The organism is Arthrobacter sp. Hb9-2 (assembly GCF_059091165.1).
This window is the reverse complement of sequence record NZ_JBNHGJ010000001.1, coordinates 251,960-266,811: the sequence shown is the minus strand read 5'-3', so window position 1 is coordinate 266,811 and position 14,852 is coordinate 251,960. Positions and strand designations below refer to the sequence as shown.

The following is a 14,852-nucleotide window of genomic DNA, read 5'->3' as shown; positions in this document are numbered from 1 at the left end:
GCAGGCGGAAACGCGATCGCCGCCCGGGAGCTGGAACCGTACAACCCCACCCGTCCTGCGGTTCTACAGCGCAGGCGCGGACGGTAGACTTGGATGGGCCGTTCTCCGGCCATTGCCGCCCACGCCCACCACAGACGCTCTGGGCCGCGGCTTATCCCTCTGTGAAAGGCTTTACCTGCTGTGATTACTGTCCAGGATCTTGAACTGCGCGCCGGCGCCCGGCTCCTGATGGACCAGGTGAGCTTCCGCATCGACAAGGGAGACAAGATCGGCCTGGTGGGCCGCAACGGCGCCGGGAAGACCACGCTGACCCGGGTTCTCGCAGGGGAGGGGCTCCCTGCTGCCGGCAAGGTCACCCGCACCGGCGAGATCGGCTACCTGCCCCAGGATCCCCGCACCCCGGACATGGAGCAGCTCGCGCGGGACCGGATCCTGTCCGTCCGCGGCCTGGACATCGCCGTCGGCAAGCTCCGCCTGGCCCATGAAGAGATGGCCAGCGAGGACGCCGCTGTCCAGCGCAAGGCGATGAACCGTTATGACCGGCTCGAGTCCGAGTTCCTGGCGGCCGGCGGCTATGCGGCCGAGGCCGAGGCGGCCGCTATCTGCTCCAACCTCGCGCTGCCGGATCGTCTCCTGAACCAGCCGCTCAAGACGCTCTCCGGTGGCCAGCGGCGCCGCGTGGAGTTGGCCCGGATTCTTTACTCGGATGCCGAGACCATGCTCCTCGATGAGCCCACCAACCACCTTGACGCCGATTCCATCGCCTGGCTTCGCGACTTCCTGAAAAACCACCAGGGCGGACTGATCGTGATCAGCCACGACACCGAACTGCTCGAAGCCACCGTCAACAAGGTTTTCCTGCTGGATGCCAACCGCGCCCAGATCGACTTCTACAACATGGACTGGAAGCGCTACCTCACCCAGCGCGAAACCGACGAGCGTGCCCGGAAGCGGGAACGTGCCAACGCCGAGAAGAAGGCCCAGGTCCTCTTCGACCAGGCCAACAAGATGCGGGCCAAGGCCACCAAGGCCGTTGCAGCGCAGAACATGGCCAAGCGCGCCGAGCGCCTGCTGAGCGGGCTGGAGGCCGTCCGCGAGCAGGACCGCGTGGCAGCCTTGCGCTTCCCGGACCCGTCGCCCTGCGGCAGGACTCCGCTGACAGCCGAAGGCCTCAGCAAGTCGTACGGTTCACTGGAGATCTTTACCGACGTGGACCTTGCCATCGACCGCGGCTCCAAGGTTGTTATCCTCGGCCTCAACGGCGCGGGCAAGACCACTCTCCTGCGCATGTTGGCCGGCGTGGACAAGCCCGACACCGGTGACGTGATCGCCGGGCACGGCCTCAAGGTGGGCTACTACGCCCAGGAACATGAGACTCTCGACGTCGAGCGCACCGTCCTGGAAAACATGCGGTCCGCTGCTCCCGACATGAAGGACGCAGAGGTGCGCGGCATCCTGGGCTCCTTCCTGTTCTCCGGGGACGACGTCGACAAGCCCGCCGGCGTGCTTTCCGGCGGTGAGAAGACCCGCCTGGCCCTGGCCACCATCGTGGCCTCCAGCGCCAACGTCCTGCTCCTGGACGAGCCCACCAACAACCTCGACCCCGCCAGCCGCGCCGAGATCCTGGGCGCCCTCAAGAACTACAGCGGCGCCGTCGTCCTGGTAAGCCACGACGAAGGGGCGGTCGAAGCCCTTAACCCCGAGCGTGTCGTCCTGCTGCCCGACGGCGTCGAGGACCACTGGAACGAAGATTACCTGGACCTGATAACCCTGGCGTAAGCCTTCCCGCTGCCTGCCTTACGTCCGCTTCGCGGCGTAGGTGATTCCCGCGTGCTGGCTCCTTCGTCGCCTCTGACGCACGCTACATAAATCACCTACGCCGCTTCGCTCGTGCCTCTGGAGCCTTACGCTTCAACGCACCTTCAGTTCGATCGCTTCGGTTACTTCTTGAAGCTGCCGGTAGGTGATGCTGAACATTGAGTTGTGGTCGCCTGCGCCTGCCCAAAGGAGCTCGTGCTTCTGGAGCGACTCGTCCAGGAGGGTCCTTATCTTTTCGGGGTGGCCAACTGGGGCTACTCCGCCTACATGCTGACCGGTGTGCTTCAGGACGAACTCCGGGGAGGCGCGGCGGATTCGGCCTTCACCCAATTGCTCAGCCACCAGCTTTGTGTCCACGCGGGCTGCGCCGCTGGCAAGGATCAGCAAGGGCTCTCCGTTGAGGTCGAAGATCAGGCTGTTGGTGATTGCCGCGAGGTCGCATTCCAAAGCCTCCGCCGCCGCGGCTGCTGTCGGGACGCCGGCCGGAAAGGTCCGCACAGTGTCGCCCACGCCGGAGCGTACCAACGCCAACCTCACCCGGCCGACCGGGCCGCCGTCGTACTCCGTCATGCGTCAGTATCCCTGGGCGTCCAGGAGGGCGTCTTCCTCTTCCTCCGAGGTCGCGTGCTTGCGTTTGCGCGGTGCGGAAGGACGACGGCGGGCTGCCGCGGCAGCCGAGTGGATGGGGCTGCCCGAGTCGAGCGATACGTCCGTGCTTGCGGCCTCGTCCTCGGCGTCGATCGCTGCGTTACGGGCCTGCTGGCGGGCCGCGTAGCCGAAGCCCACAAACATCAGCACGCCGAACGCGAACCACTGCAGCGAGTAGGACAGGTGCGTGCCCTCCTCGATGGACGGCTTCGGGAACGGCAGCGGCATCTCCAGCGCCGGCGGAGTCTCGGAGGCGAGCTGGCCGTACGCACCGGTGAGCAGGGGCTGCCCGAGCTGGGCCGCATAGGCGGCGAGGTCGATCGAAGCCAGCTGGCCTTCCGGCGCACCACGCTGCAGTTCGGGCTCGGGATGCTTCAAACGCACGACGGCGGTCACCTCACCGGCAGGAGGTTCGGGCACCGAATCAGGGCTGCCTGGGTTCTTGTTACCGATGGGCAGCCATCCGCGGTCAACCACTACGGTTTCGCCGGTGGTGAGGCGGAACGGGACAACCACTTCATAGCCAGGCTGGCCGTTCAGCGGCCGGTTCCGGACGACGCGCTGCTCATCGGCGAGGTACGAGCCCTTCAGCTCCACCTGCGTCCACTCCATGGCAGGGTCCAACCGGTTGCTGAACTGTTCCTTGGCCTCAGAGAAGGGGATGGGCGTGGCCGAGTAGTTTGTCACCACACGGTTGATCTCCGCCAGGGTCTCCGCGCGCCGGTCCATTTGCCAGCGGCCCAGGAAAACGCAGGCGGACGCAAAGATGGCAGCCAGCAGGAGGTAGCCCAGCCACTTGCTGGAGAAGAGGAAACGGTACATTCAGCTGTCCTGCTCCAATGCACCGGACACGCCCTGGCCCGCAAGCGGCAAAGTTTCCTTCCAAAGCCCGCGGGTCTGGAGGTAATCCTCCAGCCAGTCCCGGTGGTCTGCGCAGGCCAGCCAGGTCTTGCGGCGTTCGGGGGAGTGGATCTTCGGGTTGTTCCACTGGAGCTGCCAGGTTGCCTGGGCTCGGCACGCCTTCCGCGAGCAGATGGCAGCGGCTTCCGCCACCGTGGGATCGGTTCCCGCTGCGAAGTCAAAAATACTCATGATGCCCTTCGCTCCTGCCCGGATGGTGTTTCGTCGTCGTCAATCAACTCGCCCTGCAGGACCTCGCTGCCGTGCTCGTCATCCGGGGTGGGAGCGGGCGGGCTCTCAATCTCGGCCAGCGGGGCAGAATCCAGCAGCAGGTCGCTGTGGCCCTCGGCCTTGTCGTTGCCATTGGCTATGACAACCGCAATCCAGGGCAGGAACACTGCTCCGGCGACCATAACCAGCTTAAGCCAGCCGTCCACCACGAAGATCAGGATCAGGCACACCAAGCGGATTCCCATGGCCAGCGCGTATTTGACCATGCGCTGGTGCATGTCCTCGGAATGGGCTCCCGCGGCATCCGTGATGCTGTGGACTTCCGAATCGCTGGAGAACCGCCCGGGTTCTCCAGGCGCGGATTGTCCCGCGTGGTTTTCAAGGGTCACGGTGATTGATCACGCTCCAAAGGCTTACGTCAATTCTCTCACCAACGGCAGTGGTGCCCAAACCAAGCCCGGGGCTGACGCTAAGATCGAAGTCAGCCAAATCACCCCTCTTCTACGCGGCCCACTGCCGCAGAAATCCGGAGCCCTTTTCATGACTGAAGCAGCCACCGCCCCCCGCAGCGTCCTCATCACGGGCGGCAACCGCGGCATCGGCCTGGCCATCGCCGAAGCGTTCCTGGCCAATGGGGACAAGGTGGCCGTGACCTACCGCAGCGAGTCCAAGCTGCCGGAGGGAATCCTGGGTGTGAAGGCTGACGTCACCGATGAGGCATCCGTGGATGCCGCCTTCAAGGAAGTGGAAGCGGCCCACGGGCCGGTGGAAGTCCTGGTGGCGAACGCCGGCATCACCAAGGACACCCTGCTGCTGCGCATGAGCGAAGACGACTTCACCTCCGTCATTGACACCAACCTGACTGGTGCGTTCCGGGTCATCAAGCGCGCTTCCAAGGGCATGATCCGCCTGCGCAAGGGCCGCGTGGTCCTGATCTCTTCGGTGTCCGGCCTGTATGGCGCCCCCGGCCAGATCAACTACTCCGCTTCAAAGGCGGGCCTGGTGGGCATTGCGCGTTCGCTGACCCGCGAACTGGGTTCTCGCGGCATCACGGCGAATGTGGTGGCCCCCGGCTTCATCAACACGGACATGACCGCTGAACTTCCTGAAGCAACCCAGAAGGACTACCTGTCCAGCATCCCGGCAGGACGATTTGCCGAGGCCACGGAGGTTGCCAACGTGGTCCGCTGGATCTCCAGCGAGGAAGCCGCCTACATCTCGGGTGCTGTCATTCCCGTGGACGGCGGCCTGGGCATGGGCCACTGACCCGGGAGCGGGACAGCAGCACCATCATGAGGCGGCCGCGAACGCCTCCGCCAGCCAATCTGCCACCTCGCCGTCAACCTCGTCCACGCCGTTTAGTTCCAGGTGGTGCATCCAGACACCAGGGGACGGATGGATGATCTCCTTGAACCGGCCGGATTCCAGGCGCCGTGGCAGGGCGATGGACAGCACCGCCGGAACGTTGGTCTTTAGGTATCGGCGCGGGTTCCAGACATAGGCGAACCCGCGCCGGTTCCGAAAAGCCACTTGGCTGGTGGTGGTCCGCACCGTGGCGTGATGAGGTATGACGTGCTGCACGGCCGCGCAGATCAGCAGCCCTTCCGGAGAACCGCTGAACACCTGCTCCGGAGTGGACTCGGCACCGGACGCGCCCGCCTGCTTTTCCATACGGCGAGCCTACGCCGGGTCACTTTGTGGGGCGGCGCGTTGGCCGGTCCTGGCGCCTGGGCGCGTTCCGCCCAACTAGCCGTCGCCACCTTCTTTGTGGGGGTCGCACAAGCGGATCGGCGGCGGCCGCTGGCATGATGGACTGCAGACCTTCAGCGATTTAGACGTTTCGAACAAAGGGAGCTCGTATGGGACTGCTGGACAACAAGACCGCCATCGTCACCGGATCATCGCGCGGCATTGGGGCCGACGTAGCCAAGATCCTCGCCGGCCAGGGTGCCGCCGTCGTGGTAAATTACCGCCAGAAGGCGCCGCGCGCCAACAAGGTAGTGCAGGGAATCGAAGCCGCCGGTGGGCGTGCCGTGGCCGTGGGCGCGGACCTCACCACCCAGGAAGGCGTCCAGGCCCTGGCCTCGGCTGCCATGGAAAACTTCGGGACGCTGGACATCCTGGTGCTCAACGCCTCCGGTGGCATGGAAACCGGCATGGGCGAGGACTACGCGCTCAAACTGAACCGCGACGCCCAGGTCAACATGCTCAACGCAGCCGTGCCCCTGATGAAGGAAGGCTCCCGCGTGGTGTTCGTTACCAGCCACCAGGCCCACTTCATCAACACCGTGCCCACCATGGAGGCCTACGAGCCCGTGGCCCGCAGCAAGCGTGCCGGGGAAGACGCACTGCGCGAACTCATCCCCAGCCTCGCCGAAAAGGGCATCAGCCTGGTGGTTGTGTCCGGCGACATGATCGAGGGCACCGTCACGGCAACGCTGCTCGATCGCTCCACCCCCGGTGCCATCGAAGCGCGCCGGGCTGAAGCCGGAAAGCTGTACTCCGTGGAAGAGTTCGCGGAGGTGGTGGCCGGCATGGCTACCGCCGACGTCGAGTCCGGCCACACCGAATACGCGGGCGGCGCCGACTACTTCGGCAAGGGTGCCGGCCAGCCCAGCTAGGCCCCGGAACGCCGGTTAGGCCCACACCGTCAGGGAATCCTGATGGCGTGGGCCTATCGCGCTTAAGCGGGACTAGACGCCTGCGACGTGGCGGACGGCGTCGAGGTACGGCATGTTGACGGCAGCGTCAGCCACAGCACGCACGGCAGGCTTCGCGTTGAACGCGACGCCGATCCCGGCGGCGCCGAGCATGTCAAGGTCGTTGGCGCCGTCGCCCACGGCCACAGTGTGTTCCAGGGCGATGCCCTCAGTGGCTGCCCATTCACGCAGGTACTTTTCCTTTGCCGCCCTGTCCACCACTGCGCCCAGCACCTTGCCGGTCAGGGCACCGTCGACGATCTCCAGCTCATTCGCCTGCCAGTAGTCCAGCCCCAGCTCAGCGGCTATCGGCTCCAGGATCTGGTTGAACCCGCCCGACACCACGGCTACCACATGGCCCGCGGCCTTGAACGCCGCCACGAGTTCGGCGGCCCCCTCGCTGAGTTTCACCTCTTCACGGACAGAACGGACGACGTCGGCCGGCAGCCCCGCGAGCACCTGCACCCGGGCGTGGAGGCTCTGGGTGAAGTCCAGCTCGCCGCGCATGGCAGCTTCGGTGACAGCAGCCACCTCTTCGCGCTTCCCGGCGTAGGCGGCGAGGAGTTCGATGACCTCCTGCTGGATCAGGGTGGAATCCACGTCCATGATCAGGAGTTTGCGTTCCGCCGAGCGGAGACCGTTGGGGACCAGGGCGGTGTCCAGTCCGCTGATGGACGCCCCGGCGACGGCACGGCGTAGCGCAGCGATGCCGGCCGCAGTGGCGTCCGGAAGCTGAAGTTCTGCCACGTGCACCTGGTACCGCTCGTCGCCAAAGTCCGTTTCGGACAGCAGGGCTGCCCCTTGTCCGGTGAGGACGGAACGCAGCTGCTCCAGCCCGGTTGGGGTCACATTCAGGCCATAGCTGACGGCGGTCACGTTCGAAGTCATGCCTGCAATCTTAGTCAGCGGGGGAGGAGTCCCTTGAATTCATTGCGCGGCGGCTACCCGCCTGCCTTCCGGGCGGCAATCGTGTAGGTACAGGGAACAAGATCACGAGTCGGCGCAGAGGCAAGCGGGACCACCTGTTACCTCCAATGACAGACTGTCCCGATGGAGTGGAAGCGCGCGAAGGACTGGCTGATCGGTGCAACTGGACTTCTCCTCGTCCTGGGGATCGCAGCTGTGCTCCTGTGGTGGGTGGTGAGCGAACCGGCCGCCGGGGAGGCAGGACCTGTGCCGTCGCCGACGGTGGGCACCGAACGCATGCCAGGCGCAGAGCCTCCTGCCGGCCTGCGCGGGGACGAGGTGTGGCTGGCGGATCTTTCGCTGGATGCCGGGACAGTGGTGGCCGCGGGCTCGACGCTGCGGGACGTCCGGGTGGTGGGGCAGGACGTGACCACGGGACCGGACGGGCCGGTCGCTTCCCGGCTCACTGTAGATGCGACCGTCCCCTTCAACGTTGTCGCCGGGGAGCTTGGCAACGGGACCGAGGTCCGCGCTGCTGAAAGGGGCCAAGCCACGGTGCTTCGCACGGTCGAGGCCCTGGGCCGTGAACTGCGTGTGATAGCCACCGGCACAGTCGAGGTTGAGGCGGGCAGGCTCGTCGTCGAGCCACGCTCGATCGACTTTGGCGGGCCGGATTTCCTCTCGGACGCCACCGCCGCCGTCGTGCGGGAACTCGTAACCATAGAGCATGACATTGAGGGCCTGCCCGAAGGCCTCGTGCTCCAGGACGTCGTCGTTCAAGGTGACGGTTTCCGGGCCAACCTCCGGGGCGAGAACGTCCGGCTCGTCCGGTAACTTCACGCCTCCTGTCCGGGCATGACACCGGTTATCAGTCAGTCTCTTTTTTGTCCTAGTGTCTACTCCTATGAGTGATGTTCTGGAATTGGCTTCCGTTAGCGTTGTCCGAGGTAAAAAGACCCTGCTGGACAAGATTGACTGGGAAGTCAACGAAGGCGAACGCTGGGTAATCCTCGGACCCAACGGCGCCGGCAAAACCACTCTTCTTCAAATCGCAGCCGCCCGGATGCACCCGAGCAGCGGCAAAGCCGGAATACTGGACGAAATTCTGGGCCGGGTGGACGTCTTTGAACTCCGGCCACGCATTGGCCTTTCCTCTGCCGCCCTTGCCACCCAGATCCCCGAACACGAGAACGTCCTCAATGTCGTGGTCACTGCCGCTTACGGCGTCACCGGCCGCTGGCGTGAAGGATATGAGCGCGACGACGAGCGGCGGGCCTTCCGCCTGCTCAACGACTGGGGGATGGGCCCGCTCCTGAACAGGACCTTTGCCACACTTTCCGAGGGGGAGCGCAAGCGCGTCCAGATCGCCCGCGCACTGATGACTGATCCCGAGCTGCTGCTGCTCGATGAACCCGCCGCCGGCCTGGACCTCGGCGGCCGCGAGGAACTCGTCCACAAGCTTGGGGAACTCGCCCGTGACGAGGCAGCACCGGCGATGGTCCTGGTCACCCACCACCTTGAGGAAGTCCCCCCGGGCTTCACCCACGCCATGCTGATGCGCGACGGCGGAGTGGTTGCCGCTGGCCCCATCACGGACGTACTGACGGCCGAACACCTCAGCACCACCTTCGGGCTGGACCTGGATGTGACCGTCAACGGCGGCCGGTACACCGCCGTCGCGCGCCGCTAAGGCGGCACTGCAGCACCTTGGATCTTCTCAGCAGTATCTTTGTGTCCATCGCCGGCCTCTGGGCCGGCACCATCAACGCTGTGGTGGGCTCCGGAACACTGGTGACGTTCCCCGTCCTCATCGCCTTGGGCGTCACCCCAGTTGTGGCCTCCATGAGCAACGCCATGGGCCTTGTCTTTGGCACCGCCGCCGGTGCCTTCGGTTACCGCCGGGAACTGAAAGGCCGCGGCCGCCAGCTGCTGCGGCTCCTTCCGGCGTCCCTCCTGGGCGGCATTTCCGGCGCCTGGCTGCTGCTGCACCTCCCCGAACAGGTCTTCCACTACGTCGCCCCGGTCCTCCTGGTTCTGGCCCTCCTGATGGTGGTGTTCCAGCCCCGCATGCAGGCCTGGGTCCGCAACCGTGAGGAGAATCCGGAGCACGCCGTACGGGACAAGCGCCATACCGTTCTCCTGGTGGTCCTTGTCTACCTTGCCGGTGTTTACGGCGGTTACTTCGTGGCTGCCCAGGGAATCCTGCTCGTCGGTATCCTGGGCGTGTTCCTCACCGGCACCATCCAGAACGCCAACGCCATGAAGAACATCCTGGTGCTGGGCGTGAACCTGGTGGCAGCCATCTCATACCTGTTGTTCGCGTTCGACCGAATCAACTGGCTGGTGGTGCTGCTCATCGCCATCAGCTCAAGCATCGGCGGCCTGCTGGGCGCCAAGGTGGGCCGCCGGCTTTCCCCGACAGTGCTCCGCGGTGTGATCTTCGTCCTGGGCCTGGTGGCCCTCGGATTCATGATCGCGAATCTGCTGAAATAATCACCCGGTGACAATTCACTATCTCGAGTCCGCCGCTGACCCCCGGGTGACCGACTACACCCAGCTCACGGACGTGCACCTTCGCAAGCTTCGCGAACCGGCTGAAGGCATGTACATCGCCGAATCGTCCCGCGTGCTGCGCCGTGCCCTCGCCGCAGGGCACCAGCCCCGGTCCTTCTTCCTCGCGGAAAAGTGGCTGGACGACCTCCAGGACATTCTGGGCGCCTACCCGCAGGTTCCCGCCTTCATCGGCAGCGCGGCCCTGCTGGAGGAGATCACCGGGTTCCATCTCCACCGCGGGGCCATGGCCGCCATGCAGCGCCCGGCGCCGGTCCCGTTGCCGGAACTGCTGGCCGGAGCACGGCGGGTGGCCGTCCTGGAGGACATCGTGGACCACACCAACGTGGGTGCCATTTTCCGCTCCGCCGCCGCCCTGGACATTGACGCTGTCCTTGTTTCGCCGCGCTGCGGCGACCCCCTCTACCGGCGAAGCGTCCGCGTGAGCATGGGCACCGTATTCCAGGTGCCGTGGGCCCGCCTCACCAGCTGGCCGGAGGACCTCCACCTGCTCAAGGACCAGGGGTTCACCGTGGCCGCCCTGGAGCTGACGGCGGATGCGCAGGACGTGGACGCGGTTGCCGCGCAGAATCCGGAGCGGCTCGCCCTGGTGCTGGGCACCGAGGGTGCCGGCATGAGCGCGGAGACCCTCGCCGCCGTCGACCTCGCGGTGAAGATCCCCATGCGCAACGGTGTGGATTCGCTGAATGTTGCAGCAGCATCGGCCGTTGCCTTCTGGGAGCTGCGCCCCCGGGATTAGGGGCCGACATGCGGTTCGCGGGCACCCCGGTTATCCGCTATTATTGATAGCTGGCTGCCCTGCGTCTTACGGCGCGGAATGCGGCCATCCCATTCATACCTGGCAGCTGGCAAAATCCAGTTGTGCGAACAAAGGTCCCATTATGAAGTCTGATACCCACCCGAAGTACGAAGCTGTTGTTTTCAACGACTTGGCTTCCGGCGTCAAGTTCCTGACCAAGTCCACCGTTTCTTCCTCGAAGACCATCGAGTGGGAAGACGGCAACACCTACCCGGTCATCGACGTCGAAATCTCCTCTGAGTCCCACCCGTTCTACACGGGCAAGCAGCGCATCATGGACTCCGCAGGCCGCGTCGAGCGCTTCAACGCTCGCTTCAAGGGCTTCGGCGGCAAGAAGTAATTCACTTCCCCCAAGCTTCAAAGGGAAAGCCCGCACCGGCGACGGTGCGGGCTTTCCCCGTTAACGGCCGGCATCGTTTCAGGGGCCGGGCCATTCTGGGGCAGGATGGGAGGCATGACTGCCACGCCCGCTCCAGCTGCTGATTCCACGTCCCGCCGGCACGGCGAGTACAAAGTCCCCGGCGGCAAGCTCGTCGTGGTGGACCTAAACGTTGTGGACGGCCAACTGGCCGACGTATCCGTCAGCGGGGACTTCTTCCTGGAACCGGACGAAGCGCTGCTGGACATCAACCGCGGGCTGACGGGGTTGCCGGACACAACGACGGCGGCCGAGCTTGCCGCCGCCGTCACCGCTTCGCTGCCGGAAAGGGCCGCCCTGTTCGGCTTCTCGGCCGACGCCGTGGCGATCGCTGTCCGTCGTGCCCTGGCGAAAGCCACCTCCTGGGCGGACCACCAGTGGACCCTCATCCCGCCCACTGTCCTGCCCACCGAAATCAATGTAGCGCTCGATGAGGTCCTCACCGAGGAGGTGGGCGACGGCCGCCGCAACCCCACGCTCCGCTTCTGGGACTGGCAGGAGCCCTCCACGGTGATCGGCAGCTTCCAGTCCTACCGCAACGAGGTGGACCCCGACGGCGTGGCGAAGCACGGCATCAACGTTGTCCGCCGCATCAGCGGCGGGGGAGCGATGTTCATGGAGGCGGGCAACTGCATCACCTACTCGCTGTACCTGCCCCAGACCCTGGTGGACGGCCTTAGCTTCGCCGACTCCTACCCTTTCCTGGACGCCTGGGTCATGGCCGCGCTCGAGAAGCTGGGCATCACCGCGTTCTACGTGCCGCTGAACGACATCGCCACCGACCAGGGCAAGATCGGCGGCGCGGCACAGAAGCGCCTTGCCAACGGCGGCATGCTGCACCACGTCACCATGAGCTACGACATCGACGCCGACAAGATGGTGGAAGTTCTCCGCATCGGTAAGGAAAAGCTCTCGGACAAGGGCACCCGCAGCGCCAAGAAACGGGTGGACCCGCTCCGCCGCCAGACCGGCCTGGCCCGCGCCGAAATCATCGCGGCCATGATGGAAGTCTTCACGGAGCGCTATGGCGCCACCCCCTCAGAACTGACCGAGACCGAACTGGCCACGGCGCGGGAGCGGGTAGACACGAAGTTCGGCACCGACGTATGGCTCCACCGGGTTCCCTGAGCTTTGACTGGACCGTAACCGCCGTTGGCGGTCGGGTTCGGTGCGCACAGGCTGGCCCTGCGCATCGAGGCGGGGCTTTACTGCGCAGGAACGCTCGAAGACGGAGCCTTGACCTCGGCGGCCTGTGCCGTCAGCGCCCGCAGCAGATGGCTGCGCTGCTCCACGATAATGCGGCGCAGTGCACGGGGCGCCTCTGCGTCGTCGGCCAGCCACTGGTCCGTGCGCCGAACGACGGGATGCTCCGTTGGTTCCGCCCCCTCGGTTAAGTCCTGCGACATTGGGTACAGGCCGCGGACAATCCGGCTCGCAATCTCGATGCTCCGCTCGTCCCAGACTTCGCGCAGGCACTCAAAGTATGGCTCCACGTAAGGTTCCAGCAGCTCCGCAGGGGCCGTCATGAACCCGATAATGGTGGCGGTGAGCAGCTGGTTGGACAGTTCATTTCCTTGAACGGCCTTGTTCCACGCTGCTGCCTTGACGTCCGGGTCAGGCCGGGAAGCGAGGGCGGTGGCGTGGCCGGCCCGTCCTGAGGCCGTGGTGTCACGGCCCAGCTCGGCGTCCAGCTCCGCCGCCGTCGCCTGGCCGTTCGCCGCCAGGGCGTGCCAGAGGTGCCACCGCAGCTCCGCATCCACGGCCAGGCCGACAACCGGCGACGTGCCGTCCAGCAGGCCCTTCAGCCGGGGCAGCATGGCGTCATCGTTCCTGCTGACGCTGGCGAGGGTCCTGGCCCAGGCCAGCTGCTGGTCCGAGCCGGGCTGGGCGCGGTCCAGTTCTGCGGCAGCTGCTGCCAGGAACGAAGCCCGGACTGCTTCGCGTCCGGCTGCCGGTGTGTAGCGTTCGACGGCGGTGCTTGCGTTGTCGAGGATGTTCAACAGGACGCCGATGCCTGGCTCAGCCGGTCCGAAGGCAGCCACAGCTTCGACGTACCGCGCGGCAGGGCTTTCGCCGTCGCGGGCGGAGTTCCAGAGCGCCGTCCAGCACAGGGCACGGGCCATCGGGTCCACGATCCGGTCCAGTGCGGCCAGGGCCGTCGCCTCGGATGCGGGGTCCAGCCGGACTTTGGCATATGTCAGGTCGTCGTCGTTCACGAGCAGGAGCGCGGGCCGTGGCACACCCGTGAGCTGGGGGAGTTCGGTCCGTGCCCCTGGCACATCGGTTTCGATACTTCCGGTGCGCACCAGCGCGCCGTCGGCGTCGAAATCGTAGGAGCCCACGCGCAGGCGGTGCGGGCGCAGTTCCTCGCGTCCGGTGACGGGATCGGTTGCCTCCTGGACGATCGCCACGCTGCCCAGAACGCCGTCGTCCGTCGGGTCTGCGGCGATGTCGAGGGACAGCCTGGAGATACCGGAGGTCTGCAGCCACTGCTGCGCCCAGCCGGCAAGGTCCCGCCCGGAGGAGGCGCTGAGGGCTGCCAGCAGGTCAGCCAGGGAAGTGTTTCCGTACGCGTGTTTGCGGAAGTAGTCGCGGGAGCCGGCGATGAACGCCTCGAACCCCACATAGGCCACGAGCTGCTTCAGCACCGACGCGCCCTTGGCGTAGGTAATGCCGTCGAAGTTCTGCTTCGCGGCCTCCAGGTCCGGGATGTCCGCCACAATTGGGTGCGTGGTGGGCAGCTGGTCCTGGACGTAGGCCCAGGCCTTGCGCTTGTTGGCGAAGTTCACCCAGGCGGTGTCCCAGTCCGTGGCGCGGTCAACGCCAAGGGTGCCCATATAGTCGGCGAAGGATTCCTTGAGCCACAGGTCATCCCACCACTGCATCGTCACCAGGTCCCCGAACCACATGTGTGCCATCTCATGCATCAGGGTGTTGGCCCGTGCCTGGTACTGCGCGCCGGTGGCGCGGGAAGTGAAGACGTAGCTCTCCGTGAACGTCACCAGGCCGGGGTTCTCCATGGCCCCGAGGTTGTATTCGGGGACAAAGGCCTGGTCGTACTTGCCCCAGGGGTACGGGTAGTCGAAAAGCCTGTTGAAGAAGTCCAGGCCGTTCTTCGTGAGCCGGAACAGCTCGTCGGTGTCGAAGGAATCCGCCATGGAAGCCCGGCAGTACAGGGCAAGCGGCACGTCCAAGGAGGTGCCGTCGTCGAGCGTTGCCTGCCAGCGGTCCTCCGCCTTGAAGTAGGGCCCGGCCAGCACGGTGGTGATGTAGGTGGACATAGGTTCGGTGGTGGCGAAGTCCCAGGACGCCGTGGACTGGTCGCCGGCAAGGAGGGTCCGGCCCACCTCCGCGCCGTTGGAGGCCACGTGCCAGCCGGCGGGAGCCGTCACGTGGAAGGTATAGGTGGCCTTGAGGTCGGGCTGTTCGAAGTTGGCGAAAACCCGGCGGGCGTCTGCCGGCTCGTACTGCGTGTAGAGGTAGCACTGGCCGTCGGCCGGATCCACGAACCGGTGCATGCCCTCGCCGGAGCGGCTGTACTGGGCGGTTCCGGTCACTGTCACCGTGTTTTCGGCCTGCAGGCTGTCCAGCCTGATCCTGGCCCCGTCCACTGCGTCCTCCACACGGAGTTCCCGGCCGTTCAGGAACACGCGGTGGACATCGCCGATGAAGTCCAGGAAAGTCGAGGTGCCGGGCTGTGCCGCCGAGAAGGTGATGACGCTGCGGGTCGGGTAGCCTGCCACGTCCGGGTCCCCGGCGTGGCGCACGTCCAGCGAAACGTCGTAGCTGGTGGTGCTGATCAGGGCTGAACGTTCGGCGGCTTCGTCGCGCTGCAGATTCTCATGTGACACTCCGCTATCTA

Annotated in this window: 16 protein-coding genes; 9 read left to right on the top strand and 7 right to left on the bottom strand. The window is 65.7% G+C overall.

Translation table 11 applies throughout. The features are described from left to right. Positions 1–180 precede the first annotated feature (180 nt). Positions 181–1,779: an ABC-F family ATP-binding cassette domain-containing protein gene (locus tag AC5RV1_RS01280; protein WP_430226160.1), complete on the top strand. Its 1,599-nt coding sequence runs from the start codon at positions 181–183 to the stop codon at positions 1,777–1,779. 132 nt (positions 1,780–1,911) lie between these two features. On the opposite strand, the gene AC5RV1_RS01275 is transcribed toward AC5RV1_RS01280, so the two are convergent. From AC5RV1_RS01275 to AC5RV1_RS01260, 4 genes are read right to left on the bottom strand one after another with little or no spacing between them, the layout of a single operon-like run. After that, the gene (locus AC5RV1_RS01275; protein WP_493993198.1) at positions 1,912–2,388 is read right to left on the bottom strand and encodes a YbaK/EbsC family protein; all 477 of its coding nucleotides are present in this window, start codon (positions 2,386–2,388) and stop codon (positions 1,912–1,914) included. A gap of 3 nt (positions 2,389–2,391) precedes the next feature. After that, a complete protein-coding gene (locus AC5RV1_RS01270) occupies positions 2,392–3,288 on the bottom strand; it encodes an SURF1 family cytochrome oxidase biogenesis protein (protein ID WP_493993197.1) in 897 nt (298 codons plus the stop codon). Then, complete coding sequence (locus AC5RV1_RS01265) at positions 3,289–3,558, bottom strand: hypothetical protein (RefSeq protein WP_493993196.1); 270 nt, start codon at positions 3,556–3,558, stop codon at positions 3,289–3,291. Then, entirely contained in the window at positions 3,555–3,986 is a 432-nt protein-coding gene (locus AC5RV1_RS01260; RefSeq protein WP_493993195.1) for a DUF3099 domain-containing protein, read from the bottom strand. The genes AC5RV1_RS01265 and AC5RV1_RS01260 overlap by 4 nt, the downstream gene beginning before the upstream one ends. A 151-nt stretch (positions 3,987–4,137) precedes the next feature. Between AC5RV1_RS01260 and AC5RV1_RS01255 the strand changes: the two genes are divergently transcribed. Beyond that, complete coding sequence (locus tag AC5RV1_RS01255) at positions 4,138–4,863, top strand: beta-ketoacyl-ACP reductase (RefSeq protein WP_163163647.1); 726 nt, start codon at positions 4,138–4,140, stop codon at positions 4,861–4,863. A gap of 24 nt (positions 4,864–4,887) precedes the next feature. On the opposite strand, the gene AC5RV1_RS01250 is transcribed toward AC5RV1_RS01255, so the two are convergent. Beyond that, a complete protein-coding gene (locus AC5RV1_RS01250) occupies positions 4,888–5,268 on the bottom strand; it encodes a DUF5655 domain-containing protein (protein WP_493993194.1) in 381 nt (126 codons plus the stop codon). A 188-nt stretch (positions 5,269–5,456) separates the two neighbouring features. Between AC5RV1_RS01250 and AC5RV1_RS01245 the strand changes: the two genes are divergently transcribed. Then, entirely contained in the window at positions 5,457–6,218 is a 762-nt protein-coding gene (locus AC5RV1_RS01245; RefSeq protein ID WP_493993193.1) for an SDR family oxidoreductase, read from the top strand. A 72-nt stretch (positions 6,219–6,290) separates the two neighbouring features. On the opposite strand, the gene serB is transcribed toward AC5RV1_RS01245, so the two are convergent. Continuing rightward, entirely contained in the window at positions 6,291–7,184 is an 894-nt protein-coding gene (gene serB / locus AC5RV1_RS01240; RefSeq protein ID WP_493993192.1) for a phosphoserine phosphatase SerB, read from the bottom strand. A 162-nt stretch (positions 7,185–7,346) separates the two neighbouring features. On the opposite strand from serB, the gene AC5RV1_RS01235 reads away from it, so the two are divergent. The 6 genes from AC5RV1_RS01235 to lplAB all read left to right on the top strand — a co-directional run bounded on the left by AC5RV1_RS01235 (position 7,347) and on the right by lplAB (position 12,118). Further along, on the top strand, positions 7,347–8,036 hold the full coding sequence (locus AC5RV1_RS01235; RefSeq protein WP_493993191.1) for an LmeA family phospholipid-binding protein: 690 nt from the start codon (positions 7,347–7,349) through the stop codon (positions 8,034–8,036). A gap of 70 nt (positions 8,037–8,106) precedes the next feature. Then, the gene (locus tag AC5RV1_RS01230) at positions 8,107–8,892 is read left to right on the top strand and encodes an ABC transporter ATP-binding protein (protein WP_163163657.1); all 786 of its coding nucleotides are present in this window, start codon (positions 8,107–8,109) and stop codon (positions 8,890–8,892) included. Positions 8,893–8,909: 17 nt separating this feature from the next. Then, positions 8,910–9,695 carry a sulfite exporter TauE/SafE family protein gene (locus AC5RV1_RS01225; protein ID WP_493948308.1) on the top strand — a complete coding sequence of 262 codons (786 nt, stop codon included), beginning with the start codon at positions 8,910–8,912 and terminating at the stop codon, positions 9,693–9,695. A gap of 7 nt (positions 9,696–9,702) precedes the next feature. After that, positions 9,703–10,512, top strand: a complete 810-nt coding sequence (locus AC5RV1_RS01220) for a TrmH family RNA methyltransferase (RefSeq protein ID WP_493948309.1) — start codon at positions 9,703–9,705, stop codon at positions 10,510–10,512. 142 nt (positions 10,513–10,654) lie between these two features. Next, positions 10,655–10,912 (top strand): type B 50S ribosomal protein L31, encoded by a 258-nt coding sequence (locus AC5RV1_RS01215; RefSeq protein ID WP_090956047.1) that lies wholly within the window; start codon positions 10,655–10,657, stop codon positions 10,910–10,912. Between the two features lie 114 nt (positions 10,913–11,026). Further along, the gene (lplAB, locus tag AC5RV1_RS01210) at positions 11,027–12,118 is read left to right on the top strand and encodes a lipoate-protein ligase LplAB (RefSeq protein ID WP_493993190.1); all 1,092 of its coding nucleotides are present in this window, start codon (positions 11,027–11,029) and stop codon (positions 12,116–12,118) included. A gap of 77 nt (positions 12,119–12,195) precedes the next feature. Here lplAB and pepN read toward each other — a convergent pair whose 3' ends face one another. Beyond that, a complete protein-coding gene (gene pepN, locus AC5RV1_RS01205; protein WP_493993189.1) occupies positions 12,196–14,841 on the bottom strand; it encodes an aminopeptidase N in 2,646 nt (881 codons plus the stop codon). Between the last annotated feature and the right edge of the window lie 11 nt (positions 14,842–14,852).

Excerpts from the sequence above, each read along its gene's own strand:
- AC5RV1_RS01275 (WP_493993198.1), bottom strand. The coding sequence starts at position 2,388 with ATGACGGAGTACGACGGCGGCCCGGTCGGCCGGGTGAGGTTGGCGTTG.
- AC5RV1_RS01270 (WP_493993197.1), bottom strand. The coding sequence starts at position 3,288 with ATGTACCGTTTCCTCTTCTCCAGCAAGTGGCTGGGCTACCTCCTGCTG.
- AC5RV1_RS01265 (WP_493993196.1), bottom strand. The coding sequence starts at position 3,558 with ATGAGTATTTTTGACTTCGCAGCGGGAACCGATCCCACGGTGGCGGAA.
- AC5RV1_RS01255 (WP_163163647.1), top strand. The coding sequence starts at position 4,138 with ATGACTGAAGCAGCCACCGCCCCCCGCAGCGTCCTCATCACGGGCGGC.
- AC5RV1_RS01250 (WP_493993194.1), bottom strand. The coding sequence starts at position 5,268 with ATGGAAAAGCAGGCGGGCGCGTCCGGTGCCGAGTCCACTCCGGAGCAG.
- AC5RV1_RS01245 (WP_493993193.1), top strand. The coding sequence starts at position 5,457 with ATGGGACTGCTGGACAACAAGACCGCCATCGTCACCGGATCATCGCGC.
- serB (WP_493993192.1), bottom strand. The coding sequence starts at position 7,184 with ATGACTTCGAACGTGACCGCCGTCAGCTATGGCCTGAATGTGACCCCA.
- AC5RV1_RS01235 (WP_493993191.1), top strand. The coding sequence starts at position 7,347 with ATGGAGTGGAAGCGCGCGAAGGACTGGCTGATCGGTGCAACTGGACTT.
- AC5RV1_RS01230 (WP_163163657.1), top strand. The coding sequence starts at position 8,107 with ATGAGTGATGTTCTGGAATTGGCTTCCGTTAGCGTTGTCCGAGGTAAA.
- AC5RV1_RS01215 (WP_090956047.1), top strand. The coding sequence starts at position 10,655 with ATGAAGTCTGATACCCACCCGAAGTACGAAGCTGTTGTTTTCAACGAC.
- lplAB (WP_493993190.1), top strand. The coding sequence starts at position 11,027 with ATGACTGCCACGCCCGCTCCAGCTGCTGATTCCACGTCCCGCCGGCAC.